Here is a 25,523-nt window from a genome sequence, read left to right as displayed (position 1 = left end):
CTGACCACCAGCCACCAAGATCAAACCCGTAGTCGATCATGAAAAGTCGATCAAGTCCGGGCCATACGGGGCCCACCCGGACCATGACCGAGAACGCCCACCCCGCGACCCCGCCGGCGACGATCCCGCCGGAATCGACCAGCGGGGTCGCCCCTGACCGCCAGCCAGGAGACTTCGGCGGACCGTTTCGGTCGCTTCAAGCCAGCGGAAACAGCCATGGCGTCCAGCCGATGCATCGGTTCAGATGCATCGGTTCAGATGCATCGGTTCAGATGCATCAGTTTAGATGCATCAGTTTAGATGCATCAGTTTAGATGCATCCGGGCTGATGCATCTCACTTGATGTAGGCGAGACCGTCCGAGATCACCGTCGGCCGCCCCGAGGTCGCGGCCACCACGATCGCCACGGTGTGCTTGCCGTAGGACACGTTGCGGGTCCAGAGTGCCCGCTTGTGCAGCGTCGAGCTCGCCTTCAGGTCGATCGTGGTGATCTTCTTGCCGTCCACGTAGATCGCGGCCTTGCCGGACTTCGTGGTGCGGGTGAAGAGCAGCGCGGCCGAGCTACCGGTGAAGGTGTACGTCAGCTTCGCGTTCTTCTTGGTCGCGGAGAGCGCCTTCCCGCTCAGGTACGAGCTGGACGTCTTCTTCGTCCACGTGCCGCTCTTCTTGGCGCTGGTCTCCGGCATCAGCACCACGGTCCGCGTCACCGAGGCGGCCCGCGCGTTGCCGGCCACGTCGCGCGCGGTGACCAGGTAGGAGAGCTTGCCGGCCGGCTTGACCGTCGTCGACCAGCTGGTGGCCGTACCGGAGAGGGTCGCGCTCTTGGGCTTGCTGACCGTGACCGACGCGACCTTGAGGTTGTCCTTCGCGGTGAAGGTGACCGCGACCGGCGCCGACGAGGTGCTGTAGGTACCGGTCTTGAGGCCCGGCACCGGCGTGGTCAGCGTCGGCACCGTGGTGTCGCCGTAGATCGTGGCGCTGACCTTGGAGACCTTGCCCGAGGAGTACGCGGCCTGGACCGTCACCGTGTGCTTGCCCACCGGTACGGCCACCGAGGCGCTGCGTACCGATGCGGCGTACGTGCTCGCGACCGTGCCGTCGACCAGCACGGAGAACCCGGTCACGTCGGAGGTGGTGGCCAGCACCGGCCAGCTCAGCGTCGCCGACTTCTTCACGTAGTACGCGCCGCCGGACACCCCGCCGCCGGTCACGGTGAGCTGGGTCTTGGCCCGGATGGCGGCCAGCCGCGAGTACAGGTTGGCACCGGGGCAGGCGGTGGCGTCCAGGTCGCGGTGCCCGGAGACGCGGGGCAGGGTGACCTTGGTGCCGGCCGTGTACTTGTTGTTCGTCGAGCCCGCGGTGAAGGTGGCGGTCTCGGCCGGGCTGTAGCCGTACTTGCCCAGGCGGGAGGCGGCGACCTTGGCGATCACCGTCTCGATGGTGTCGCTGGACTTCGCGGTCTCGAAGTTGCCGATCACCGAGATCGCGGCGTAGTTGGTGTTGAAGCCGACGGTGTGCGCGCCGACCACCGGCTTCTCCACACCGCCCTTACGGCCCTCGAAGAGCGTGCCGCACTTGTCGAGCAGGTAGTTGTACCCGATGTCCGACCAGCCGTTGCTCTTCACGTGGTACGTCTGGATGCTCCGGACGATCGCCGCCGAGTCGGAGCAGGAGTAGTCGTTGGTGGTCGCGGTGTGGTGCACCCAGAGCGCCTTGACCTCGGTGGCGATGGTGATGTCCCCGACGATGGTCTCGTCGGCGCTCCACTGCTTGCGCGACACGTAGGTGGGGAACGGCACCGAGACCGGCACGTTGGAGACCGGGGGCTCACTGGTGGCGCTCGGGCTGGGCGAGGCGGAGGCCGGCGCCGAGGTGGTGGCACTCGGGCTCGGCGAGTCGGAGGCTGCCGGCGACGACGACTCGGTGGGCGAACTCGAGACGCTCTCGGAGGGGGAGACCGACTCGGAGGGTTCGGCGGACACGCTGTCCGAGGGGGATACGGACGGCTCAGCCGACGGCTCGTCGGCGAGCAGGATGCCGCTGCCGCCGCCCTGGCCGCCGGTCGAGCTGCCCGGGTCGATCAGGTCGAGGCGCAGCCCGGCCGGGAGGTCCTTACCGCCGATCCGGGCCGCGACGCCGTTCGAGGCACCCACCCAGAGCGGCTCGGTCGCGCCCCGGCGGCCGGCGGTGGCCGCCTCGGCGGACTCCGGTCCGTTGTCGGTGACGTCGAGGTCCTGCCAGCCGGTCCACGTGCCGGTGGCGACGCTGCGGGTCCGGACCTCGATGGCGCCGGTGGGCTTGGCGGCCGGGTCGGTCCAGGTCACGCCGAGCAGGCTGAACTGCTTGGTGTCCCGTTGCGGCAGGTCCGCCGTGCCACCGGAGGCGGCCAGGTCCACCGTGTTCAGCTGCGTCTTGATCGCCGGCGGCTCCGCGTTCGGGTCGGCCGGGATCGTGGTGAGGCCCGCCTGCGTGGTGCCGTCGCCGGACGGCCAGGTCAGTACCGCTACCCCGCCGCCGGCCGCGAGCACCGCGACCGCAATCCCCGAGCCGATCGCCAGTTTTCGATTCATCCCATCCCCCGTGATCGAAATATCGCCGCGTGAGGGTACCGGATGATGGTGATCACTTCGGGACGGGATCGACGATTAACCATGAGTAGGGACCCGGCTACCCCAACGGGACCCGGCTACCCCAACGGGACCCGGCTACCCCAACGGGACCCGGCTACGCCGACGGGGCCCGGTTACCCACCGGGCCCCTCGGTGACGGCCTACTCCGTGCCGAGCGCGCTCACCGGGCTCACCCGGGCGGCCCGCCGGGCCGGGAACACACCGGCCAGCGCGGTCAGCACCACCAGGGCCACGAACGCCGCCGCCAGCTGCCACCCGGGGAGGGCGAGCGGCGCGTTCAGGCCGACCGCCTGCAGGGCCAGCCAGGCGTACGGGACCCCGAGCGCCAGCCCGAGCACCGCGCCGATCACGCCGTACAGGGCGGACTCGGTGGTGAGCATGGTCCGCAGCGCACCGCGGGACATCCCGATCGCCCGGAGCAGCCCGGACTCACGGGCCCGCTCGACCACCGAGAGCGCGGTCGTGGCGCCGACGCCGACCACGGCGATCAGCACGGTGAGCCCGATCAGCCCGAGCGCGACGGCGAGCACCATCCGCAGCCCGCTCTCGATCTGGTCCCGCTGGTCGGCGAGGATGTCCACGCTGTACGCCGTGTCCCCGGCGGGCACCGCGCGCAGCGCCCGCAGCGCCTCGGTCCGCCCCTCGGCGCCGTCGTGCGCCGCGTCCGCCAGGATCCCCGAGTACGCCGCCGGCGCACCCAGCCTGGTCAGGTCCTCCGGGGTCACGAGCAGCCCGCTGTGCAGCGGCCCCATGTCGGACAGCACCCCGATCACGACGAGCGGCACCGGCCCCTTCGCGCCCCGGACCGTCGCGGTGTCCCCCACCGTCAGGCCCGCCAGGTCCGCGACGAAGCGGGCCACCACCACCTTCCCCGAGCCCAGGCCCGACGCCGAACCGGCGTGGTAGTCGAGGTCCGCGAACCGGGGCAGCGCGGTCGTGTCGACGTCGGTCACCGGCGCGTCCACGTCGCCCACGGTCACCGACGAGACCCTCCGGTACGGCGTCACCCGGGTCAGCTCCCCGCTGCGCGCCGCCCTCTCGGCGAACCCGTCCGGCAGGGTGACGCCGTCGCCGCCGGTCAGGTCGAAGTCGGCGGGCGCGGAGGCGGCCGTCTCCCGCTCCATCAGCACCCGCATCGACGCCTGCCCGACCAGCACCCCGGCGACCAGGGTGACGCCGAGCGCGACCACCACCGACACCGCCGCGGCCCGGCGCGCGCTGCCGCCGACCCCGCCGACCGCGAGCCGCCCGACCGGGCCGAGCCGGCGCAGCGGCCACCCGGCCAGCGCCAGCACCGGACGGACCAGCACCGGGCCGAGGGCGATCAGCGCGATGAAGGCGAGCGTGCCGGAGAGCACCACGGCGAGCAGCATCGGCATCACCTCGTAGTTCTCCGTGTCCGCGCCGGGCAGGTTCGCCACCACGTACGCCGCGACCGCGACGGCACCGGCGAGCGGCAGCAGCCCGGCGATCCAGCGGAGGACGCCGATCCCGGTCCGGGCGCCGGTCGTCGACGCGCTGCGCAGCGCCTCCAGGGGCGCCACCCGGCTCGCCGAGACCGCCGGGGCGAGCACCGCCACCACGGTCAGCACCACCGCGAGCAGGACCGTGCCGATCCCACGGAACACCGGGAAGCCGGGCGAGGCGACGGTGAAGCCGGCCGCCCGCAGCAGGGGTGGGAGCGCGTGGCCGACGGCGAGCGCGGCCAGCACCCCGGTCAGGCCGGTGAGCAGGCCGGTCAGCGCACCCTCGGTGGCGAGCGCCCGGAACGTGCTGCCCCGGCCGGCGCCGACCGCGCGGAGCAGGGCGAGCTGCCGCATCCGCTGGGCGAAGACGATCCGGAACGTGGAGGCGGCGATCAGGCCGGCGGCGGCCACCGCGATCGCCACGAACATGCCGACCACGGCGAAGACGCTGTTCACGTCCGCCGAGGCGGCCCGGGCCTCGGCGAGCCGGACGTCGGCCCCCGTGGCCACCTCCGGCCGTCCGTCGGCGGGCGCCGCCGCGACCAGCGCGTCGATCCGCGAGCGCACCGCGTCCGGGTCGGCGCCCGGGTCGAGCCGTACGTCGATCTGGTTCAGCCGCTCGCCGGCTCCCAGGGCTGACACGGTGGTCCAGGGCGCGTACGCGTCGTACCCGAAATCGTCTCTGGCAGTGACCAGGCCGACCACCGTGACGGGCACCTTCGTGCCGGTGCCCGGATCGAGGTCCGCGCTCGTGCCGACGGCGAAACCGGTCAGCTGCGCGGTCCGCGGGGTGATGGCGATCTCCCCCGCCGCCGACGGGTACCGCCCGGACGCGAGGGCGACCAGGCTGAGCGGCCCGCGGCCCGGATCCGCGCTGACGTTGAGGTACCGCCCGCCCACCTGACTGCCGATCTGCACCCGGCCGGCCGCCTCCGCGACACCCGGCAGCGCGCTGATCGCGGTGAGCATGTCGCCGTCCACCTCGCCGTTCCCGACGACCAGGCCGACCGCCTCCGGGGTGCCGCTGAGCCCGTTCAGCACGCTGCGCACGGTGATCTGCTGGGCCAGCACGGTGGCGTAGACGACGAACGAGGCGACCAGGATCGCCAGGCCGGTGAGCAGCATCCGCGACGGGCGCCGGGCGACGCCGGCGAGCTGGGTACGCAGGACCGCGTTCACCGGGCGCTCGCCAGGGTCTGCAGGGCGTCGGTCACCGACGCGATGTCCGGCTGATGGATCTCCCCGGCCAGGCGCCCGTCGGCGAGCAGCACCACCCGGTCCGCATACGCCGCGGCGCCCGGGTCGTGGGTGACCATGACGATGGTCTGCCCGAGGTCGCGGGCCGAGTCCCGGAGCAGGCCGAGCACCTCGGCGCCGGAGCGTGAGTCCAGGTTGCCGGTGGGCTCGTCGGCGAAGAGCACCTCGGGGCGGGTGACCAGTGCCCGCGCCAGCGCGACCCGCTGCTGCTGCCCGCCGGAGAGCTCGCTGGGCCGGTGCCCGAGCCGGCCGGCCAGCCCGAGCGTGGTGACCAGCCGGTCCAGGTGCTCCTGGTCGGGGCGGCGCCCGGCCAGGTCGAGCGGGAGCAGGATGTTGCGCTCGGCGGTGAGCTGCGGCAGCAGGTTGAACGACTGGAACACGAAGCCGATCCGCTCCCGCCGGACCTTGGTCAGCACCCGGTCGGACCGGGTGGTCAGGTCGGTGCCGCCGAGCAGTACCTGGCCGGTGGTGGCGGTGTCCAGCCCGGCGAGGCAGTGCATCAGGGTGGACTTGCCGGAGCCGGACGGTCCCATGATCGCGGTGAACCGGCCCCGGTCGAAGCCGACGCTCACCCCGTCCAGCGCGCGGACCGCGGTGTCACCGGTGCCGTACACCTTCACCAGGTCGACGGCGGCGACCGCGGCCGCCGGCGGGTACGTCTGCATGGATGCTCCCAGCTCGCTGTGAGGTTGACGAAGGGATCCTGGTCGATGGGGGCAAGTACGCACATCGGCCCGCGGACCGGCTCCGGAGCAACCCGGGTCTTCCTTTCGGCCGATGGGGAGAGACCCGCCGGCACCTACGCTGAGTCCGGTGACCCGCACGATCCTTCTCCGTCTCGCCCAGCTCGGCGCCCTCGGCGTGCTGGCGATCCTGGGCGTCTTCGACGTGGCGCAGGGCATGCACGCCGGGGTGGTGCTCTGGCAGATCGGCTCGGCCGTCGCCGTGGCCGCGGTCTGGCTGCCCGATCACCGGACCGGGTCGTCCCGGCTGCCACCCGCCGCCATCGCGGTGGCGGCCAACTCGATCGCGCTCACCGCCTACCTCTCGGTGGTGGTCGGTGCGCAGGTGATGTGGGGTCTGGCCGAGTCGCTGGCGATGCTCGGCGTGCTCTACGTGGTGGCCCGGCACGCCCCGGTCAACCGGGCGATCGTGGCGTGCGGCCTGGCCCTGGTCGCGGTCGGCCTTCAGCCGCTGCGGGGCGGCGTCATCGCGATCTACGTGATCTTCGGTCTCATCCAGGCCCTGGCGGGTGCCGCCGCCATCGCCACCGGCGTCTACCTGCGTACGGCCGAGGAGGCGCGGCGCCGGGCCGTCGACCACGTCCGCGCCGAGCAGCGCGCCGAGTTCGCCCGCGACCTGCACGACTTCATCGCGCACCACGTGACCGGCATCGTCGTGCAGGCCCAGGGCGCCCGGTTCATCGCCGAGCAGGATCCGCGGCGGGTGCTGCTCGCCCTCGAACAGATCGAGAACGCCGGCGCCGAGACGATGGCCTCGATGCGGCGGATGGTCGGCGTGCTGCGCGACCCGGAGTCCCGGCCGGACGCCCCACTCGCGCCGATCGCCGGGGTGCACGACCTCGGGCCGCTCGTCGGGCAGTTCACCGCGGCGGGTGGCGCGGCGGCCCGGCTGCACGCCGACGGCTCACTGGACGGGCTGCCGGTGGAGGTGTCGACGTCGGCGTACCGGGTGGTGATGGAGGCGCTGACCAACGTACGGCAGCACGCGCCGGAGGCGACCGTGGTGGACGTGTGGTTCCGGCGTACCCCGGAGACGCTGCTGCTGCGGGTGGCGAACGACGGCCCGCCGCCCCGCGCCGGGCTCGGCCCCGAGCGCTCGGGGTACGGTCTGGTCGGCCTGGCCGAACGGGTCCGCGCCGCCGGTGGGCAGTTCACCTCGGGGCCGGGCATCAGCACCGGCTGGGTCGTCGACGCCGTCTTCCCCCTGGACCGGAGTACTCCATGATCAAGGTGCTCATCGCGGACGACCAGGCGATGGTCCGCACCGGCTTCGGCATGATCATCGGCGCGCAGCCGGACATGGCGGTGGTCGGCGAGGCGGCCGACGGCGTGGAGGCGGTCGAGGCGGCCCGGCGGCTGCGGCCGGACGTCGCGCTGATGGACATCCGGATGCCCCGGATGGACGGGCTCCAGGCGCTGAACCTGCTGGCCGGGCCGGGTGTCGCCGATCCGGTGCGGGTCGTCGTGGTCACCACGTTCGACCTGGACGAGTACGTGCACCGGGCGCTGCGCAACGGGGCGGCCGGGTTCCTGCTGAAGGACTCCGGTCCGGCGCTGCTGATCGAGGCGGTGCGCGCGGCGGTCTCCGGGGACGCGCTGATCAGCCCGTCGATCACCGTACGGCTGCTGGAGCACCTGACGCCGCCGGCGCCGCGGGGTGACGACGGCGGTCTCTCCCCGCGCGAGCGGGACGTGGTGCGGCTGATCGCCCGTGGCCGGACCAACGCGGAGATCGCCGGCGAGCTGTTCATCTCGGTCGGCACGGTCAAGACCCACCTGGGCAGTGTGCACACCAAGCTCGGCACCCGTAACCGGGTGGAGATCGCCGCCTGGGCCTGGGAACGGCGCCTGATCAGCTGACGATGGAGGGCTCCGCGGAGCCCTCCATCTCCAGAGAACTCAGCCGGCGGTCTGCCGGCTCGTCAACCGGGCCGCGATGGGCGGCTCGGCCGGCGTGGACTTCAGGAACTGCCGCGCCGCGTTGCGGGCGGGCCCGAGACGGTGCTTGGCGACCAGACGGGCCGACGAGCGGAACCGGGCGCTGCGCGCGACCGGCTGGGACGGCTCGTACCCGAAGTAGGCGAGCCGGTCACCGAAGGCGGTCTCGCACTGCGCGATCTCCTCTTCGGTGAGCCGGGACCGCCAGCTCTGCACCCGCTCGGTGGTGACCTCCTGGTGCGTGAGCTTGTGCCAGCTCTTGTACTTCGGCACCGCCACCGAGGCGAGGTCGGACGGCTTGGTCATCGCCGGGTCGAACTCCTCCTCGAGGAAGTCGCAGATCCCGCGCAGGTACGGCTCGGGATCGGCCACCAGGTCCTCGTACCGCACCTGGTGGTAGACGTCCTTGGGGTACCGGCGCGCGGCCAGCAGCGACGCGTCGGCGGACTCGGTCCAGGTGTCCACCAGCGTCTGGAACTCGTTCGAACTCCACGGGGTCTCCTTGAGGGAGGCCACGCAGTCCCGGCCGTCACGCATGATGTTGATGATCTGCGCGTCCGGGAAGAGCCGCAGGATGACCGGCAGGTTCCGCAGGTAGAGCGGCCGCTTGTCACCCCAGCGCGGCTTGCCGAAGCGTTCCGCGTACATCTTGAAGATCGTGCCCAGAGCGGACCCCAGCGTCGGTGGCGCGGCCACCACGGCCTCGACCACCTGCTCCTTGTTGAGGCCCAGGTCGCCGAACTGACTGGTCTTCACCAGCCACTTGCCGAGGTCCCGGCGGTGGCCCTCGTCGTTCAGGTCCCCGAACTTCTGGCGCTGCTGATACGCGGCCAGCAGGAACCGGGTCTCCGGCGGGAGGGCGATGCGCGGGTGCGCGTGCAACATGAGTTGCAGCATCGTGGTGCCGGAGCGCGGGCAGCCGACGACGAAGATCGGGCGGTCACTGGGCATGGCGACCACCGTAAGTGAGGTCCACTGGGTTTGTCTCCCCCAGCGCTGTCATAGCGCTCCCTTCCTAGTCTCCGTACGATCTTGAAGACTCGGAAAAGATTTCGCAAAGTCCCTGTGTTGTCGAGGTGTTGCGCCTGTCCTCTTGCTGTGAATTATCTAGTAAATAGGTAGAAGCTGGTAGGAACTTGTCAACGACCTGTAAACACGACACCGGATCGTGATCTTCGCGGCTCACGTCCGGGGCATCGTCACTCTCCGCTACACTGCGATGCTCTCCGGGTGGCCCACCGGGACCCGGACCGGGCGTGTCGAGAGCCAGCAGCCCGTAACAATCAATACGAAACCAAGGATCATCCCGGCGCCGAGCGGCTCGCGCAGGAGGGTCACGCCGAGCAGGGTGGCGACGACCGGGTTGACGTACGTCACCAGTCCCGCCCGGTTCGACCCGGCGAGGCCGATCAGCCGGTAGAACGCGAGCAGCGCGGTGGCGGTGCAGAGCACGCCGAGCGCGACCAGAGCCGACCAGGACCGGACACTCACCTCCGCACCGGCCGGCAGCCGGAACAGCGCGAACGGCAGCAGGACCAGCGTGCTGACCACGGTGGTGCCGGAGGTGAGCGCGTCCGGCGGGATGTCCGCGGCCCGCTGCTGCACGATCATCGTGGCCACCGCGTAGGCGACGGTGGCGAGCAACACCATCGCGGCGCCGAGCAGCCCGTACCGGTCGCCGGAGACGTCCAGCCCGACCAGCACCACCACACCGGCGAAACCGGTCACCAGGCCGGCCACCCGGATCCGGGTCAACGGCTCGGAACGGGCCATCAGCAGCGCGATCGCGACCGGCTCGATCGCGATCAGCACCCCGGTCAGGGACGAGCTGATGTGCGTCTCGCCGTAGGTGATCAGCAGGAACGGCACCACGATGTGCACCAGACCGAGCGTCGCCACCACCGGCACCCGGCCGCGCAGAGCGGACAGGCTGCCGCGCACGGCGGCCACCGGGATCAGCACCGCCGCGCCGATCGCGCACCGGCCGGCCACCACGAAGACCGGGGAGAGGTCCTCGATGGCGATCTTGATGAGGAAGTAGGGCACGCCCCAGAGCACCGACACCAGGACGAAGAGGAGCCACGCACGACGATTCACAGTCAACAGCCTCTTCCCGTACGGTGGTAAGCGGTAGTGTCGACTTGGTGAAGCCGTATTAAGACAAACTTATGACTGGACGTGGCTGATGATCGACCCGAGGCGACTCCAGGTACTCACCGCCGTGGCCCGGCAGGGCAGCTTCAACCGGGCCGCCGCCGAGCTGCGCCTCACCCCGTCCGCGGTCTCCCAGCAGATCAGCGCGCTGGAACGCACCCTGGGCACGGCCGTGGTCCGGCGCAGCACCCGCGGGATCGAGCTCACCGACGCCGGCCGGGTGCTGACCGGGGCCGCCGACGCGATCGCCGCCGAGCTGCTCACCGCGCAGCGCGAGATCGACCGGCTGGCCACCACCCGGGTCGAGCGCCTCACCGTGGCCACCTTCACCAGCGGCGGCCAGCGGCTGCTCCCGGACGCGCTCACGAGGTTCACCGCCGACCACCCCGACGTCGAGCTGACCGTGCTGGAGAGCGAGCCGGAGGAGGCCCTGCCGCAGGTGCGCGCGGGCGCCGCGGACCTCGCGCTGGCGTACCACCTGACCGAGACGCCGCCGGACCACCCCGGCGTGCGCTGGACGCCCCTGATGGTCGAGACGATGTGGATCGTGATGCCGGCCGGCCATCCGGAGGCGCACCGCGACACGGTGACCATCGCCGACCTGGCCGCCGAGCGCTGGGTGCACGGCTGCCTGGTGATGAACGACCTGCTCGACCACTACGCGGCGCTGGCCGGGTTCGCGATCAGCACCGCCTGCCGGTGCACCGACTACCTGTTCGCCCAGTCCCTGGTCCGGGCCGGGCTCGGCATCGCGATGATCCCCGAGGTGGCGCTGGCCACCGACCGCACGGGGCTCGCCGCCGCGCGCCTGACCGGCCCGGCCCCGGCCCGCTACGTCGGCGTCGCGACCGCCCGCCGGCAGCGCCCGCACCCGATGGCCGAGGCCCTGCTCGCCACCCTGCACTCGACGGTCGCCGCGCTCCCCCGGCCGCCGCTCACCACGCCCGCCACGCCCGCCACGCACGCCGCGCACGCCACGCCCGCCGCGCACGCCGCGGTCACCGCGTGATCCAGTACCGCTTCATCACGCCGACGCCGTCGGTCTCCCGGATGTCCTCCAGCACACCGCCACGCTTCTCGATCGTCCCGGCCGAGGCCTCGTTCGTCACCGTGCAGCAGACCAGCACCGGATCGATGCCGCGCCCCCAGGCCTCCCCGAGCATCTCCCCCAGCGCCCAGCTCGCTCGCCCGCGCCGCCGCTCGCTCGGCCGCACGCTGTACCCGATGTGCCCACCGGCGTTCAGCAGCAGCTCGTTGAGCTCGTGCCGGAGCGCGATGCTGCCGAGCATCCGCCCGTCCTCGACCATCCACCGATAGCTGCAGTGCACCCACCCCTCGACCGGCGGAACGGCGGGATCCGCCTCGCGGTGCAGCTTGGCCACCCAGGCCGCGAACCCCTCCGGGGTGTCCACCTCGTCCTCGGGCCGCAGCCCTCCACCGTCCTGGTGCACACCCCTCCCCCACTCGTCCCGCGCCTCGATCCAGGCGGCGTGCATCTCGACGGTGGGTTTGATCAGTTCCGGCATACGCCGACCGTATCGCCCGCCCTCCACTGCGGAGTACCGGTTTTCCGGCAGCCGCCCGCTGGGGATGATCGTCGTTCCCACCGGGCGATTAGGATCGGCGGGTGCTCGACTACGACGCCGAAGCGGACCACTACGACCGGACGCGCGGTGGCCGTCCCCGGGCGGTGGCCGCCGCCGGGGCGGTGCTCTCGCTGCTGCCCGGCGGCGCGCGCGTGATCGTGGACGTGGCCTGCGGGACCGGGATCGTCACGGAGCACCTGTCGGGTGGGGGCCGGACGGTGCTCGGCGTGGACCGTACCGCCGGAATGATCGCCAAGGCCGCACACCGTCTCCCGGGCCGGGCCGCACGGGGTGACGCTCTCCGACTGCCACTGAGGTCGTCCTCGGTCGATGCCGTGGTCCTCGTCTGGCTGCTGCACCTGCTCCCGGACGCCGCACCGGTGATCGCCGAGGCCACCCGCGTGCTCCGCCCCGGCGGCCGCCTGATCACCACGGTCGACAAGAACGAGGCCGCTTTCGCCCCGCCGAGCGACCTGTCCACGCTCACCGCACCACTCCGCCGGGAGCACGCCTCCTCCCGCCCCGACGCCTACCCCACGATCGCCGCGCTCTGCGCCACCCACGGCCACCAACCGGTCGGCGAGACCACCTTCCCCGGCCACGGCCAGGGCCGCTCTCCCCGCCAGTGGATCTCCGCCGTCACCACGGACCGGATCCCCTGGGTCCCCTCGTCCGCCGCCCCGCCCCTGCTCCGCGCGCTGGCCGCCCTCCCCGACCAGGACGCCCCCCGCCCCGACCCCCTCTACCGCCTCACCGCCTTCGCCACCTCCCGGTGACGCCCGCCCCAACGACTCACCACTCACCGCGGCTGCCGCTCACTCCTGACCCTGCTGGTCACATCTGGACCACCGGGGCGGGACGCCGGATCCCATGACAGGGTGCCCGCAGCCACGCCGGGAAAGCTGGCACCCAGAGGTCACTCAAGCCCGCCGGCACACCCCTGACCACCAGCCACCAAGATCATCCCCGCAGTTGATCCTGAAATGTCGATCAACCCGGCCAAACAGGGCCACCCCGACCGGGGGAAACCCGCCGGAGTTGACCAGCGGGGTCACTCCTGGTCAGAGATCGCGGCGGTGGAGGACGGCCGCGGCCAGCAGGAGCAGGGCGGCGGTCGCCGCGGCCAGGAGGGCGAAGCCGGGCCACGGGCCGGAGCTCAGGACGCCGGCGGTCGTCGGATCGGGGACCGTGGTGAGGATGCGCAGGCCCGCGGCGGAGGGCCAGTACCCGATCACCCAGCGGGCCAGGGTGGCCGGCATGGCGCTGGCGAAGAGCGGGATCAGCAGGAGCAGTCCGATTCCGGTCGTGATCGCGGCGGCCGTCGAGCGCAGCAGCACCCCGAGTGCCAGGCCGATCAGGGCCGCGGCGCACAGATACAGACCACCGCCCAGGATCGCCCGGGGTACGCCGGGATCGGTCAGGAAGGCCCGGGGCGCACCCTGGTCCGCGATCACGGGCTGGCCGGCCAGGAAGGCCAGCAGGGACGCCGCCACGCCGGTGACCAGGGTTGCGGAGCCGACCAGGAGCGCCTTCGCGGCGAGCAGGCGGGCGCGCTGCGGGCGGGCGGCGAGGGTGGACCGGATCGTTGCGGTGGCCGTCTCGGCGGTGATCGAGAGCACCCCGAGCGTCACGGCGGCGATCTGGGTCAGGATGACGCACGCGAGGCTCGCCTGTGCCGGGTCGAACACCTCCTCCGACGTCCACTGCCGCGCCCTGGCCAGGCCGAACATCGCCCCGAACAGTGCCGTCGACCCGACCAGCACGAGCAGCGCCCCGGCCGGCGCCCGCACCGACCACATCTTGATCCACTCGGCCCGGATCATCGGACGGCCCCCTCGAAGTCGAGGCTCTCCGCGGTCGCCGTCATGAAGACGTCCTCGAGGGAACCCCGCTGCGGCGTGAGCTCGGTGATCAGCACGCCCCGGGCCAGGGCCAGCTCGGCGACGTGGCGCGGTTCCAGGCCGCCGACCAGGAACGTACCGTCGTCACGGAGCTGGACCTCGGCGCCGGCCGTACGCAGCGCTCCGGCGAAGTCGGCCGGCGCGCGGACCACCAGAGTGTCCGCTTTCGCACTGCTCAGGAAGGCCGGCAGGGACGTGTCCGCGATCAGGCGGCCGCGACCGATCACGATCAGGTGGTCGGCGGTCTGTTCCATCTCGCTCATCAGGTGGCTGGAGAGCACCACGGTGCGCCCCTCGGCGGCAAGGTCGCGCAGGAGCGTGCGCGCCCAGGCGATGCCGCTCGGGTCGAGGCCGTTGATCGGCTCGTCGAGCAGCAGGATCGCCGGGTCGCCGAGGAGGGCGGCCGCGATGCCGAGTCGCTGCTTCATGCCGAGCGAGTACGTCCCGGCCCGCCGCCCGGCGACCGCGGTCAGGCCGACCCGGTCGAGCGACTGGTCGACCCGCCACCGCGGTAGACGGTTGCTCGCGGCGAGGGCACGCAGGTGCGCACGCCCGGAGCGGTTCGGGTGCACGGCCTGCGCATCGAGCAGCACCCCGATCTGCCGCATCGGATCCCGGAGATCGGTCAACCTCTTTCCGCCGATCCGGACGCTCCCCGCGTCCGCCCGCTGCAACCCGAGCACGAGCAGCATCGTGGTGGTCTTGCCGGCACCGTTCGGCCCGAGGAAGCCGGTCACCTTCCCCGGTTCGAAGGTGCAGGTCAGCTCGTCGACGGCGCGCGTGGTGCGGTACTGCTTCATCAATCCCAGAAGTTCGAGCATGCCCGCAGCCTGTCCGGCCGTCCTGCGTGCACCGTCAGAGTCCCTGTGTGGACTCCCCGGTTCCCGGCAGCCGGACGCGGAACACGGCACCGCCCTGCGCCGGGCGGCTCACCTCGACACGGCCGCCATGCGCGACCACCAGTGACCTGACGATCGCCAGTCCCAGGCCCGCCGAGCCGCCACCGGGCCCGCGAGCCCGCGAGCTCTCCCCGCGGTGGAACCGTTCGAAGATCAGCTCGACCTGGTCGGCGGGCACTCCCGGCCCGCTGTCCGCGATCTCCAGCACGGATTCCCCGCCGTCCTGCCCGACCCCGATCCGCACGGGAGCGTCCGGCGGCGTGTGCGCGTGGACGTTCCCCACCAGGTTGACCACGACCTGCCGCAGCCGCGACTCGTCCCCGAGAACAGGCGCCGCCGCAGGAGGCCCCGGCACGGCCGCCGCCGTCGTGCTCGGCCCTGAGAAAACCGGCGGCGGAGTGCCCGGAACGCCGGCAATGCCCGGAGCGCCCGGCGGCTTCGGCGCGGAGAGACCGGTCAGGGTCACCGGGCGGGCCGGGTCCAAGCTGTGCAGCCGGTCGAGGGCGTCGACGGCGAGCGTGCGCAGGTCCATCGGGGCCATGTGCAGGAGCGGTCCGGCGGCCGGTTCGTCCAGGCGGGCCAGCAGCAGCAGGTCCTCGACCAGGGCGGTGAGCCGCCGCGCCTCGGTGTCGATCCGGCGCATGGTGCGGTCCACCTGTTCCGGGCCGCCCGCCCCGCCCATCAGGTGCAGTTCCGCCGAGCCGGCGATGCCGAAGAGCGGCGTACGCAATTCGTGCCCCGCGTCCGCGACGAACCGGCGCATCCGGGCCTCGGATTCGCTCCGTGCCGTGAAGGCCCGCTCGATCTGGGAGAGCATCTCGTTGAGCACCCCGGCCAGCCGGGCCACCTCCGACCCGGGCGGCCCGCTCACCGGGATCCGCGGCCCGAGATCACCCGCGGCCACCGCCGTCGCCGTCTGCTCGATCATCCGCAGCGGCCGGAGCGCCGCCCGAATCGCCAGCCACCCGGCCACCCCGAGCAGCGCGAGCAGCACCAGCCCCGTGACCAGGCAGATCAGCCGCAGCCGCCCGACGATCTCGTCGACCGCGACGAGCGAGGCCCCGACGACCACGACTCCCTGGTCCCGCCGCGACACGATCATCATCCGCCACGCCGACCCGTCCGGCCCCACCGCGGAGAAGGCCGGGGAGACCGGGGAATCGGAGACCTCCGGAGCGACCCGCCCGGTCCGCGTGGTCGCCACCACCCGTCCCCCGGCGTCCACGTAGGTGACCGACAGATCGCTGATCAGGTCGACCCCACCGAGCAGCCGCCGCGACGCCACCTCGTCCGCCGCCTTGAGCATCACCGGATCGATCCGGGCCATCAGCTCCCCGAACGACGCCACCTGCCGGTCCACCCGATCGACCAGGTGCCGCCTCAGCTCCCCGACGACGAACAGATCACTGACCACGATCCCGGCCGCGAGCAGCACCAGCGCGACGGCGAGCAGACGCACCCGCAGCGACCCGATCACGGCCGCGGCCCCCGGAGGACGTACCCCTCGCCCCGCCGGGTGTGGATCAGCTTCGGCGTGCGGTCGTCCACCTTGCGGCGCAGGTAGCTCACGTACGTATCCACGATGCTGGTGTCACCGGCGAAGTCGTAGCGCCACACCGCCGTACGGATGTCGGCCTTGGAGACGACCGTGCCCGCATGCGTCATCAGGAAGCGGAGCAGCCGGAACTCGGTCGGCGACAGCCGCACCACCCGCCCGCCGCGGGTGACCTCCTGACTGTCCGGATCGAGGGTCAGGTCGGCCACGCTCAGCGCACCGTCACCGGAGCGCCGCAGCACCGCGGTGATCCGCGCGATCAGTTCCCGCAGGTGGAACGGCTTGGTCACGTAGTCGTCCCCGCCCACGGTCAAGCCGGTGATCTTGTCGTCCGGGGCGTCCTTGGCGCTGAGGAAGAGCACCGGGACACGGACGCCGGCCGCCCGCAGCCGCCGGACCACCTCGAACCCGTCCATCCCCGGCAGCATCACGTCGAGCACGATCAGGTCGGGCGGCTCCCGGACCGCCGCCTCGACCGCCGCGTCCCCGGTGGCCGCCGAGACCACCGCGAACCCGGCGAACCGCAGCGCGTCGGAGAGCAGCTCCCGCACGGTCGCCTCGTCATCGACCACCATCAACCGCCGCATGCCCCGAGGCTACGGTCCATCTACGACATCTCCCGGTCTCTCTGGGAAAAGTCTCAGGGAAGTGCCCGCCGCTCCAGGAAGTCGTACACGTCCCGATTGTCGACGCCCGGGAAGGTGCCCGGCGGCAGCGCGGCCAGCAGGTGCGAGTGCACCCGGGCGCTCGGCCACGCGTTCCCGGCCCAGCTCTCCACCAGCTGCGCGGGCGCGCGCCGGCAGCAGTCCGGGTCCGGGCAGGTGGAGACGGTACGCCCGGAGACGTCCCCGCCCCGGAACCAGCGCGCGTGCTCGTACGGCGTCCCCACGGTCACCGAGAACTCCCCGTCCCGGGTCGACTCCACGTGGACCGTGCACCAGTACGTCCCCGCCGTGGTGTCGGTGAACTGGTAGAAGGAGGAGTACGGGTCCTCCGCCTCGAACACCGTCCGCGAGGCCCACTTCCGGCAGACCGGCTGCCCCTCGATCGCCCCGGTGACGTCGGACGGGAAGCGCACGTTGTCGTTCTCGTACGCCTTGTAGACGATCCCGCTCTCGTGCACCCGCGCGAAGTGCACCGGGATCCCGAAGTGCTCGGTGGCCAGGTTGGTGAACCGGTGCGCCGCGGTCTCGTACGACACCCCGAACGCGTCCCGGAAGTCGTCGATGGCGAGCGCGCGGTCCGCCTTCGCCGCGGTCAGGAAGTCGACGGCGAACCTCTCCGGCATCAGCAGCGCCGCCGCGAAGTAGTTCACCTCGACCCGCTGCCGCAGGAAGTCCCCGTAGTCGGCCGGGTCGTTGTGCCCGAGCACGAAGTGCCCGAGGGTCTGCAGCACCACCGCGCGCGGGTCGTGGCCCTTCCCGCTCGCCACCTGCGGGAGATAAATTCGGCGATTCTTCAAGTCGGTGACCGAGCGGGTCGAGGACGGCAGGTCGTTCACGTAGTGCAGGGTGAACCCGATCTGCGCCGCGATGTCGAGGATGCCGCGCTGCGAGAGCGGGCCGGTGGTGTGCCGTACCGACTGGAGCACGTCGTTCGCCGCCGCCTCGATCTCGGCGAAGTAGTTGTTCCGCTTGCGCATGTCGGCACGGAGCTGCGCGTTCGCCCGCCGGGCCACCTCCGGGGTCGCGCTCTGCTCGGTGAGCACCCGGTTCAGCTCGCGGTGCAGCCCGATCAGCGATTCGAGCGCGTCGGCGGCGAGCCGCCGTCCCGCCCTCACCACCGGCAGGCCGAGTGCCTGGTAGGCGGGATTCTGCTGGAAGTGGGCCAATTCGATCTCCAGCCCGGCGCGCCGGCTCGGCGCCTCCGGCCTCAGAAGATCTTGCAGGGGTACGCCGAGAGCCCCGGCGATCGACTGGAGCACCGAGAGCTTCGGCTCACGTTTCCCGTTCTCGATCAGCGAGAGCTGCGACGGCGCCCGGCCGACCGCGTCGCTGAGCTGGTCGAGCGTCATCCCCCTGGTCCGGCGCAGGTGCCGGAGGCGCTGCCCGAGGGTGACGAGGTCGACGGAGGCGTCGGCGGGGGGCGAAGAAGGTGAAGCGGTCACGGGTTTGACCCTAACAGAATTTTCGCGGTTCTTTCCCCAAGAAAGGCCTTCAGAGGGGCTGGTGTGATCCGCGAGAGTGAAGTTCTTCCAAGAGGAAGAACGCGACAGGGCAGGAAAGGGACGTTCTGATGACTGAGCTGACCGAGAACCGGGGCGGTACCGCAGAGGACCTCACTCGGGAGTGGGCCGGCAACCCTCGCTGGAGCGGCGTCAAGCGCGACTACACCGCGCAGGACGTCGTGCGGCTGCGGGGCACCCTGCAGGAACGGCACACCCTCGCCGAGCGGGGCGCCGCCCGGCTGTGGGACCTGCTGCACACCGAGGACTACATCAACGCGCTCGGCGCGCTGAGCGGCGGCCAGGCGACCCAGATGGTGCGCGCCGGCCTCAAGGCGATCTACCTCTCCGGCTGGCAGGTCGCGGCGGACGCGAACCTCTCCGGTCACACCTACCCGGACCAGTCGCTCTACCCGGCGAACTCGGTGCCCGCGGTGGTCCGCCGGATCAACAACGCGCTGATCCGCGCCGACCAGATCGACACCGCCGCCGGCCGGTACGAGCGTGACTGGTTCGCCCCGATCGTCGCCGACGCGGAGGCCGGCTTCGGTGGCCCGCTGAACGCGTTCGAGCTGATGAAGGCCATGATCGCGGCGGGTGCCGCGGGCGTGCACTGGGAGGACCAGCTCGCCAGCGAGAAGAAGTGCGGCCACCTGGGCGGGAAGGTCCTCATCCCGACCCAGCAGCACATCCGTACCCTGAACGCGGCCCGCCTCGCGGCCGACGTCGCCGGGGTGCCCAGCCTGGTCATCGCCCGGACCGACGCCCTGGCGGCGGACCTGCTCACCTCCGACGTGGACGAGCGCGACCAGCCGTTCACCACCGGCGAGCGCACCTCCGAGGGCTTCTACCGGGTCACCCCGGGCGACGACGCGGCGATCGCCCGCGGTGTCGCGTACGCCGACTACGCGGACATGCTCTGGGTCGAGACCGGCAAGCCGGACCTGGAGTTCGCCCGTAAGTTCGCCGAGGCCGTGCACGCGGTGCACCCCGGCAAGCTGCTCTCCTACAACTGCTCGCCGTCGTTCAACTGGAAGAAGAACCTGGACGACGCCGACATCGCCCGCTTCCAGAAGGAGCTCGGCGCGATGGGCTACAAGTTCCAGTTCGTCACCCTGGCGGGCTTCCACGCGCTCAACCACTCGATGTTCGAGCTGGCCAAGGGCTACTCGGAGACCGGGATGACCGCGTACGTGAAGCTCCAGGAGGCCGAGTTCGCGGCCGAGGCCGACGGCTACACGGCGACCAAGCACCAGGCCGAGGTCGGCACCGGTTACTTCGACGCCGTCTCCACCGCGCTGAACCCAGAGAGCTCGACCACCGCGCTCTCGGGTTCCACCGAAGCCGAGCAGTTCTAAGGGAATAACGGAGGGTACGGACATGGGCACCGAGGAAATCACCGTCACGGGGACCACAGCAGGCCGCTACTCCGAGATTCTCACCCCCGAGGCCATCGCGTTCGTGGTGGCCCTGGACCGGGAGTTCGGTGCCCGCCGGGTGCAGCTGCTGGAGCGCCGCCGGCGCCGCCGGGCCACCCGGACCACCGACCTGGACTTCCTGGCGTCCACCCAGCACGTCCGCGACGACGCGACGTGGCGGGTGGCGCCCCCGGCGGCCGGCCTGACCGACCGCCGGGTCGAGATCACCGGTCCGCCCGAGCGCAAGATGACCATCAACGCGCTCAACTCCGGCGCGCGGGTCTGGATGGCCGACTTCGAGGACTCGACGTCTCCCACCTGGGAGAACGTCGTCCTCGGCCAGGTCAACCTGAAGGACGCGCTGGACGGCAGCCTCGACTGGACGGCCCCCGACGGCCGCCGGTACGAGGTCGGCGCCGAGATCCCGACCATCATGGTCCGCCCCCGCGGCTGGCATCTGCCGGAGTGCCACCTGCGGATCGGCGGCCGGGCGGTCTCCGCGTCGCTCTTCGACTTCGGCCTGTACCTGTTCCGCTGCGGGCAGAAGCAGATCGACCGGGGCAGCGGCCCGTACTTCTACCTGCCGAAGCTGGAGTCGCACCTGGAGGCCCGCCTCTGGAACGACGTCTTCCTCTTCGCGCAGGAGCGGCTCGGCCTCCCGCGCGGCACCATCCGGGCCACCGTGCTGATCGAGACGATCAACGCGGCCTTCGAGATGGACGAGATCCTGTACGAGCTGCGCGAGCACTCCGCGGGGCTCAACGCCGGCCGCTGGGACTACCTGTTCAGCATGATCAAGAACCGGCCGGACGTGGTCCTGCCCGAGCGGTCGCACGTCACGATGACCGCTCCGTTCATGCGGGCGTACACGGAACTGCTGGTCAAGACGGCCCACCGGCGCGGCGCGCATGCGATCGGCGGCATGGCCGCCGTCGTGCCGAGCCGGGACCCGGTCGCCGCGAAGCGCGCGCTGAACCAGGTCCGGCAGGACAAGCGGCGCGAGGTCGGCGACGGCTTCGACGGCTCCTGGGTCGCGCACCCGGGCCTCGTCGAGACCTGCCGCGAGGTGTTCGACCAGTGGCTCGGCGACGAGCCGCACCAGATCGTGCGCAAGCGCGAGGACGTCCGGGTCACCGCCACGGATCTCCTGGACGTGAAGGCCACCGCCGTCACGGTCAGCGAGGTGGCGCTGCGTAACAACGTCAGCGTCTCCCTCCGCTACATCGCCTCCTGGCTGGGCGGGCGCGGCGCCGTCGCGCTCGGCGGCCTGATGGAGGACGCGGCGACCGCCGAGATCTGCCGGGCCCAGCTCTGGCAGTGGATCTCCTCCGGTACGCCCACCGACTACGGCGTGCCGGTCACCGCCGCCATGGTCACCCGGATGCTCCGCGAGGAACTGGACGTGCTCAGCGAGACAGGGGCACTGGATGAGGAAGCGGCCCGGCTCTTCGGCCAGGCGCGGACTCTGCTGACCGTCCTGCTCACCGAGCGGACCTGCCCGGAGTTCCTGACCCTGCCGGCCTACCTACGGCACCTGTCCGGCGGATCAGCCGCTCCGGTCTCCGATCAGGCTCCTGTCGCGGCCTGATCGGCGAGGCGAAGCGGGGACAGCCCTCCGACCTGCCCCCGCTTCGCCGCACCACGTGGGTTGTGGAACCCCACTCGAGCCGGCGCCTTGCCAGAGGCGCCGGCTCAGCCGCGTTCCTGCCACGTGCAGATGCACATCCGGTTGCCCTCGGGGTCGCTCAGCACCCAGAAGCTCGGCGCGTCCGCGTCGCTGACCAGGGTGCCCCCGGCCGCGACCGCCGCATCGATCCGCGAACGGACCTGCGCCGGGTCCACCCAGAGGTCCGGGTGCCAGCGCTGCCGGGGCTCCTCGCTCCCCGACTCCTGGAACCACACGGTCGGCTGCACCCCGGCCGGGTCGACCAGTTCGTCCTCGCTCTCGGTCAATCCGAGCACCGCGGCCCAGAAGGGCGCCACCCCGGCCTGCCCCGGCGTGTCGAGTCCCCACTCCAGCCGCGCCACCCCGGCCGGGTCCAGCGCGACGCCCGCCGCCGCGGCCAGCTCGCCGATCCGACCGGCCAACCGGAGGTCCCGCCGTGTCACGCCACCCACGTCGAAGCTGCTGGTCCGCACGTCCACGAACGTGTACCGCAGGTCCAGGTCCGGGTGGTGGTCGAGCTCCTCGGCGACCGCGCCGATCGCCGCGACCAGCGCCAGCCCGGCCGGGAAACTCCCGGTCCGCAGGCGCGTCCGCAGCCCGCCCGGCACGATGACCCATCCCGCGGGCGCCAGCTCGGCGATCTCCGCAACCGTCAGCTTCGTCATCCGCCCATGCTCGCCGATCACCTCCGGTCACGCACGCCACTCCTCCGGTCGTACCGGAAAAATGGTCTTATTTTCCTTCATGTGTGAATCGTCAACGACGACCGGAGCCCCCTTGCCGGTTCCGATCACCCACGGCGGTCTGCGAGCATCCTTGCGGAACGACGACGACGGCACGGACGGGATCGTGATGCGGGCGGCACCGACGGATCCGGGACCCTGGCCACGGCGGCTCTTCCTCGGGCTCGCCGCCCTGGAGATCGTCGGCACCCTGGTCCTCGGCCGGCCGCCCCTCGCCTACGGCGGCACCTTCACGCTCACCGCGCTGCTCGCGTACGCCGCCACACGTCCCGTGCCCCGAAGCCTCGCCCGCACGCTGACCCTCTCGGGTCTCACGCTCGTCACCGCGGCGGTCGGCATCGTCGACGCGAGACACGACGGCTACGCCGGGACGGCCACGCTGCCGGCCGATCTCGCCACCGCCGGCCACGTCGAGCGGTATCCGCTGATCGCCGGGGCCGCGCTGCTGGCCCTGGCCGTGCTCACGCGCTGGCGGCGCCCGCTCGCCTGGCTCGGCGCCGTCCCGGTCCTCGCCCTGGGCGCGGCGGCGGCCCTGAGCCTGCACCAGGCGCCCGCCGTGACCGCTCCCTCCGTGATGACCGATGCCGTCCGCGACGCCGAGCTCACCCCCGAGCAGCAGGCCGCCCTCTACCGGCTCCTCCAGGAGGCCCGCGCGGCCAACGGGCCGAACACCGTCGTCTTGTACTCCTACTCCTACGAACTCGTCGACGAGTCACCGATCGGCAGCGGCCCCACGCCCGAGGCCAGGGCCGGAGCCGTGCCGGAGGCCTGGATCGGCGCCGGACGTCCGGCATGGTCCACCGACCCCTGGGGCGGAGAGATCGACTGGGCGGACGCCGGCCCACCGCTCGGCATCGCCGTCCTGCTGCTCGGCCTGGTCGCCCTCGTCACCACGGTCCTGCCGTCCCCACGATCCGGGATAGACCTTTAATCCTATCGATCCGATGGATAGCGTCGGGAACACCGACAAGATCCATGGGAGAGAATGTGACGAACCGTGGGACCACGCGGCGGGGTGTGTTCGGCGCGCTGGCCGGTGCCGCCGCCGCGACCGCGCTGCCCGCCGAGGCGCAGGCGTCCGAGCGCGACTTCGCGGCGGCCACCGACCGCAAGCCCGGGAAGCGGCCGAACATCCTGTTCATCCTCGCCGACGACCTGGGCTGGGCCGACCTGAGCAGCTACGGCTCGCCGGAGATCAGCACGCCGAACCTGGACCGGCTGGCGAAGGGCGGCGTCCGGTTCACCCAGGCCTACTCGGCGGGCGCGGTCTGCTCGCCGACCCGGATCGCGCTCTACACCGGACGTTACCCGGGGCGGATCCCGGGCGGCCTGCCCGAACCGATCGCCGCCGCCAACGAGACCGACGGGCTGCCGGAGGGGCACCCGACGCTGGCCTCGCTGCTGAAGGAGAGGGGCTACGCGACCGCCCTGCTCGGGAAGTGGCACAACGGGTTCCTGCCCTACTTCAGCCCGCTCCGCGTCGGCTGGGACGAGTTCTTCGGCAACTACTCGGGCGGCCTCGACTACTACTCGAAGTACGCGCACACCGGGCAGTACGACCTCTACGAGGGCGAGACCCCGGTCGAGGACCCGCGCTACTACACCGACGTCATCGCCGAGCGGGCCGAGGCCTTCGTCCGCCGCGAGCACGACGGGCCGTGGCTGCTGAACCTGAACTTCACCAGCCCGCACTGGCCGTGGGAGGCGCCCGGCGACCGCGCGGTCAGCGAGGAGATCACCGCCAAGGTCAGGGCCGGCAACCCGTCGGCGCTCTTCCACAACGACGGCGGCTCGCTCGACACGTTCCGGAAAATGGTGGAGAACCTCGACGCGCGGATCGGCCAGGTGCTCACCGCGCTGCGCCAGACCGGCCAGGAGGAGGACACGCTGGTCGTCTTCGCCAGCGACAACGGCGGCGAGCGCTGGTCGCACCTCTGGCCGCTCACCGGCGCCAAGGCCAGCCTCAACGAGGGCGGCATCCGCGTCCCGACGATCGTGCGCTGGCCGGCCCGGATCCGTTCCGGCCAGGTCAGCCACGTCCCGGTGGTCACCCACGACTGGACCGCGACGCTCCTGGAGATCGCCGGCGCGGCTCCCGACCCGGACTACCCCCTGGACGGCGCGAGCTTCGCGGGCTATCTGCTGAGCGGCGCGGTCGCACCCTCCCGCGACATTTTCTGGCGTACGAAGGCCTCCCGCGCTCTGCGCCGGGGCAAGTGGAAATACCTGCACGACAACACGTCCGGCGCCGACCTGCTCTACGACGTCGAGGCCGACCCCCGCGAGCAGGCCAACCTCGCCGCGAAGAACCCCGCGCTCGTGGCGGAGCTGCGGGCGCGCTGGGAGGAGATCAACGCGCCCCAGGTCCAGTACTCCTGATCATCGATCGGTGACTGCGGCCACCGCCTCCACCTCGATCAGGAGATCCGGCCGGACCAGGCCGGCGACCCTGATCAGGCTGCTGGTCGGTGGCCGCTTCACGTTCACGAACTCGTCGCGGACCGCGCGCACCACCGGCAGTTCGGCGGTGTCCACCACGTAGATGGTCAGCTTGACCACGTCGTCCCAGCTCGCGCCGCCCCGCTCCAGCGCCGCGCCGAGGTTACGGAAGACCGCGCGGGTCTGCGCCTCCCACCCCTGCGGCACGCTGCCGTCCGCGTCCGTCCCGATCTGACCGGAGGTCCAGACCAGCCGGGTCGGCGGCGTGATGCTCACGACGTCGCTGTATCCGTTCGTGGGCTCGGGGCCCGGGAAGTCGAAGGGAACCATGCGGGCACCTTAGGCCGTATCTCCCGGATCGCGCGCCTCATCACCACGATGCAGAGCGTCCCGTTGAGGAACGACGCGGTCACGTCGCTCGGGTGGTGCATACCCCGGTAGATCCGCGCCGTCGCCACGCAGACCGGCACCAGGACCAGCAGCCAGCAGAGCGCCTTCAGCCAGCCCGGCCGGGCGAGCGAGGCGAGCACCACGGCGAGTCCCACGTAGAGCGCCACCGCCGCCGAGGTGTGCCCCGACGGAAAGCTGGAGGTCGGCGGCGACTGGTCCAGATGCGGCACGTCCGGTCGCGGCCGGTCGATGACGAGCGTGGTGAAGAAGAAGACCAGGGCCTGCGCGCTGACCGCCGCCACCAGGAAGACCGGCTCCCGCCACCGGTGCAGGGTCAGCCGCAGCACCAGCGCGGCCAGCGCGGTCAGCCCGATCACGACGGCCGTGCTGCCCGCCTCGCTGAAGAACCACGAGACGTCCGTCCACCCCGGACTCCGGTCACCGGCCAGCTCCCGGTTCAGCCCGTCCTCGACCGTGAACGGCCAGACGTGCTCCAGCACCCTGGTCAGCAGCAGACCGATCCCGATCATCAGCGCGAGAACGGCGGCCATCGGCAGAACGATCCTCTTCAACA

General features: G+C 71.8%; 22 protein-coding genes. 8 read left to right on the top strand and 14 right to left on the bottom strand.

From position 1 onward, the window contains the following. Positions 1–335: 335 nt before the first annotated feature. The 3 genes from AB0M08_RS35785 to AB0M08_RS35775 form a co-directional block, all read right to left on the bottom strand. Complete coding sequence (locus AB0M08_RS35785) at positions 336–2,570, bottom strand: N-acetylmuramoyl-L-alanine amidase (RefSeq protein WP_364503393.1); 2,235 nt, start codon at positions 2,568–2,570, stop codon at positions 336–338. A gap of 200 nt (positions 2,571–2,770) precedes the next feature. Then, on the bottom strand, positions 2,771–5,275 hold the full coding sequence (locus tag AB0M08_RS35780; RefSeq protein WP_364503391.1) for an ABC transporter permease: 2,505 nt from the start codon (positions 5,273–5,275) through the stop codon (positions 2,771–2,773). Next, positions 5,272–6,018 carry an ABC transporter ATP-binding protein gene (locus tag AB0M08_RS35775; protein ID WP_364503388.1) on the bottom strand — a complete coding sequence of 249 codons (747 nt, stop codon included), beginning with the start codon at positions 6,016–6,018 and terminating at the stop codon, positions 5,272–5,274. The genes AB0M08_RS35780 and AB0M08_RS35775 overlap by 4 nt, the downstream gene beginning before the upstream one ends. A 148-nt stretch (positions 6,019–6,166) precedes the next feature. On the opposite strand from AB0M08_RS35775, the gene AB0M08_RS35770 reads away from it, so the two are divergent. Together AB0M08_RS35770 and AB0M08_RS35765 are read left to right on the top strand one after the other, a co-directional pair. Next, positions 6,167–7,321: a histidine kinase gene (locus AB0M08_RS35770; RefSeq protein ID WP_364503385.1), complete on the top strand. Its 1,155-nt coding sequence runs from the start codon at positions 6,167–6,169 to the stop codon at positions 7,319–7,321. After that, positions 7,318–7,956 (top strand): response regulator transcription factor, encoded by a 639-nt coding sequence (locus AB0M08_RS35765; RefSeq protein WP_364503382.1) that lies wholly within the window; start codon positions 7,318–7,320, stop codon positions 7,954–7,956. The genes AB0M08_RS35770 and AB0M08_RS35765 overlap by 4 nt, the downstream gene beginning before the upstream one ends. Positions 7,957–7,995: 39 nt before the next feature. On the opposite strand, the gene AB0M08_RS35760 is transcribed toward AB0M08_RS35765, so the two are convergent. Both AB0M08_RS35760 and AB0M08_RS35755 read right to left on the bottom strand, forming a co-directional pair. Next, positions 7,996–8,985 (bottom strand): sulfotransferase, encoded by a 990-nt coding sequence (locus tag AB0M08_RS35760; protein WP_364503379.1) that lies wholly within the window; start codon positions 8,983–8,985, stop codon positions 7,996–7,998. Positions 8,986–9,243: 258 nt separating this feature from the next. Continuing rightward, entirely contained in the window at positions 9,244–10,131 is an 888-nt protein-coding gene (locus AB0M08_RS35755; RefSeq protein WP_364503377.1) for a DMT family transporter, read from the bottom strand. Between the two features lie 88 nt (positions 10,132–10,219). Here AB0M08_RS35755 and AB0M08_RS35750 point away from each other — a divergent pair, with 88 nt between their 5' ends. After that, positions 10,220–11,197 carry a LysR substrate-binding domain-containing protein gene (locus AB0M08_RS35750; RefSeq protein ID WP_364503374.1) on the top strand — a complete coding sequence of 326 codons (978 nt, stop codon included), beginning with the start codon at positions 10,220–10,222 and terminating at the stop codon, positions 11,195–11,197. Here the strand turns inward: AB0M08_RS35750 and AB0M08_RS35745 are convergent. After that, positions 11,187–11,714 (bottom strand): GNAT family N-acetyltransferase, encoded by a 528-nt coding sequence (locus AB0M08_RS35745; protein ID WP_364503371.1) that lies wholly within the window; start codon positions 11,712–11,714, stop codon positions 11,187–11,189. The genes AB0M08_RS35750 and AB0M08_RS35745 overlap by 11 nt on opposite strands. A 101-nt stretch (positions 11,715–11,815) precedes the next feature. Between AB0M08_RS35745 and AB0M08_RS35740 the strand changes: the two genes are divergently transcribed. Then, on the top strand, positions 11,816–12,550 hold the full coding sequence (locus AB0M08_RS35740) for a class I SAM-dependent methyltransferase (RefSeq protein ID WP_364503368.1): 735 nt from the start codon (positions 11,816–11,818) through the stop codon (positions 12,548–12,550). A gap of 285 nt (positions 12,551–12,835) precedes the next feature. On the opposite strand, the gene AB0M08_RS35735 is transcribed toward AB0M08_RS35740, so the two are convergent. Genes AB0M08_RS35735 through AB0M08_RS35715 form a run of 5 tightly spaced genes read right to left on the bottom strand, consistent with a single transcriptional unit; the run spans position 12,836 to position 18,236 of the window. Next, positions 12,836–13,597, bottom strand: coding sequence for a hypothetical protein (locus tag AB0M08_RS35735; RefSeq protein ID WP_364503365.1), 762 nt, complete (start codon positions 13,595–13,597; stop codon positions 12,836–12,838). Further along, entirely contained in the window at positions 13,594–14,496 is a 903-nt protein-coding gene (locus tag AB0M08_RS35730; RefSeq protein ID WP_364503362.1) for an ATP-binding cassette domain-containing protein, read from the bottom strand. The genes AB0M08_RS35735 and AB0M08_RS35730 overlap by 4 nt, the downstream gene beginning before the upstream one ends. A gap of 34 nt (positions 14,497–14,530) precedes the next feature. Next, positions 14,531–16,051 carry a HAMP domain-containing sensor histidine kinase gene (locus AB0M08_RS35725; RefSeq protein ID WP_364503360.1) on the bottom strand — a complete coding sequence of 507 codons (1,521 nt, stop codon included), beginning with the start codon at positions 16,049–16,051 and terminating at the stop codon, positions 14,531–14,533. After that, on the bottom strand, positions 16,048–16,716 hold the full coding sequence (locus AB0M08_RS35720; RefSeq protein ID WP_364503357.1) for a response regulator transcription factor: 669 nt from the start codon (positions 16,714–16,716) through the stop codon (positions 16,048–16,050). Before AB0M08_RS35720 ends, AB0M08_RS35725 begins: the two co-directional genes overlap by 4 nt. Positions 16,717–16,769: 53 nt before the next feature. Further along, positions 16,770–18,236: a helix-turn-helix domain-containing protein gene (locus tag AB0M08_RS35715; RefSeq protein ID WP_364503355.1), complete on the bottom strand. Its 1,467-nt coding sequence runs from the start codon at positions 18,234–18,236 to the stop codon at positions 16,770–16,772. A 128-nt stretch (positions 18,237–18,364) separates the two neighbouring features. Between AB0M08_RS35715 and aceA the strand changes: the two genes are divergently transcribed. Together aceA and aceB are read left to right on the top strand one after the other, a co-directional pair. Next, positions 18,365–19,651, top strand: coding sequence for an isocitrate lyase (aceA, locus tag AB0M08_RS35710; protein ID WP_364503352.1), 1,287 nt, complete (start codon positions 18,365–18,367; stop codon positions 19,649–19,651). Between the two features lie 22 nt (positions 19,652–19,673). After that, positions 19,674–21,299 (top strand): malate synthase A, encoded by a 1,626-nt coding sequence (aceB, locus tag AB0M08_RS35705; RefSeq protein ID WP_364503349.1) that lies wholly within the window; start codon positions 19,674–19,676, stop codon positions 21,297–21,299. Between the two features lie 104 nt (positions 21,300–21,403). Here aceB and AB0M08_RS35700 read toward each other — a convergent pair whose 3' ends face one another. Then, the gene (locus tag AB0M08_RS35700; RefSeq protein ID WP_364503346.1) at positions 21,404–22,042 is read right to left on the bottom strand and encodes a VOC family protein; all 639 of its coding nucleotides are present in this window, start codon (positions 22,040–22,042) and stop codon (positions 21,404–21,406) included. Between the two features lie 151 nt (positions 22,043–22,193). On the opposite strand from AB0M08_RS35700, the gene AB0M08_RS35695 reads away from it, so the two are divergent. After that, complete coding sequence (locus AB0M08_RS35695; RefSeq protein ID WP_364503345.1) at positions 22,194–23,051, top strand: hypothetical protein; 858 nt, start codon at positions 22,194–22,196, stop codon at positions 23,049–23,051. A gap of 56 nt (positions 23,052–23,107) precedes the next feature. After that, entirely contained in the window at positions 23,108–24,499 is a 1,392-nt protein-coding gene (locus tag AB0M08_RS35690) for a sulfatase-like hydrolase/transferase (RefSeq protein ID WP_364503342.1), read from the top strand. Here the strand turns inward: AB0M08_RS35690 and AB0M08_RS35685 are convergent, their stop codons facing one another. Beyond that, a complete protein-coding gene (locus AB0M08_RS35685; protein ID WP_364503339.1) occupies positions 24,500–24,835 on the bottom strand; it encodes a RidA family protein in 336 nt (111 codons plus the stop codon). Next, complete coding sequence (locus tag AB0M08_RS35680; RefSeq protein WP_364503336.1) at positions 24,832–25,500, bottom strand: phosphatase PAP2 family protein; 669 nt, start codon at positions 25,498–25,500, stop codon at positions 24,832–24,834. The genes AB0M08_RS35685 and AB0M08_RS35680 overlap by 4 nt, the downstream gene beginning before the upstream one ends. Positions 25,501–25,523: the final 23 nt, after the last annotated feature.

The organism is Actinoplanes sp. NPDC051851 (assembly GCF_040681165.1).
Classification (GTDB): Bacteria; Actinomycetota; Actinomycetes; order Mycobacteriales; family Micromonosporaceae; genus Actinoplanes.
Note: the sequence above shows the minus strand (reverse complement) of the source record. Positions and strands in the feature narration are given on the sequence as shown.

Bases quoted from the DNA above. Each gene is read 5' to 3' on its own strand.
- AB0M08_RS35785 (WP_364503393.1), bottom strand. From the start codon at position 2,570: ATGAATCGAAAACTGGCGATCGGCTCGGGGATTGCGGTCGCGGTGCTC.
- AB0M08_RS35775 (WP_364503388.1), bottom strand. From the start codon at position 6,018: ATGCAGACGTACCCGCCGGCGGCCGCGGTCGCCGCCGTCGACCTGGTG.
- AB0M08_RS35765 (WP_364503382.1), top strand. From the start codon at position 7,318: ATGATCAAGGTGCTCATCGCGGACGACCAGGCGATGGTCCGCACCGGC.
- AB0M08_RS35760 (WP_364503379.1), bottom strand. From the start codon at position 8,985: ATGCCCAGTGACCGCCCGATCTTCGTCGTCGGCTGCCCGCGCTCCGGC.
- AB0M08_RS35750 (WP_364503374.1), top strand. From the start codon at position 10,220: ATGATCGACCCGAGGCGACTCCAGGTACTCACCGCCGTGGCCCGGCAG.
- AB0M08_RS35745 (WP_364503371.1), bottom strand. From the start codon at position 11,714: ATGCCGGAACTGATCAAACCCACCGTCGAGATGCACGCCGCCTGGATC.
- AB0M08_RS35735 (WP_364503365.1), bottom strand. From the start codon at position 13,597: ATGATCCGGGCCGAGTGGATCAAGATGTGGTCGGTGCGGGCGCCGGCC.
- AB0M08_RS35730 (WP_364503362.1), bottom strand. From the start codon at position 14,496: ATGCTCGAACTTCTGGGATTGATGAAGCAGTACCGCACCACGCGCGCC.
- AB0M08_RS35720 (WP_364503357.1), bottom strand. From the start codon at position 16,716: ATGCGGCGGTTGATGGTGGTCGATGACGAGGCGACCGTGCGGGAGCTG.
- aceA (WP_364503352.1), top strand. From the start codon at position 18,365: ATGACTGAGCTGACCGAGAACCGGGGCGGTACCGCAGAGGACCTCACT.
- aceB (WP_364503349.1), top strand. From the start codon at position 19,674: ATGGGCACCGAGGAAATCACCGTCACGGGGACCACAGCAGGCCGCTAC.
- AB0M08_RS35700 (WP_364503346.1), bottom strand. From the start codon at position 22,042: ATGACGAAGCTGACGGTTGCGGAGATCGCCGAGCTGGCGCCCGCGGGA.
- AB0M08_RS35680 (WP_364503336.1), bottom strand. From the start codon at position 25,500: ATGGCCGCCGTTCTCGCGCTGATGATCGGGATCGGTCTGCTGCTGACC.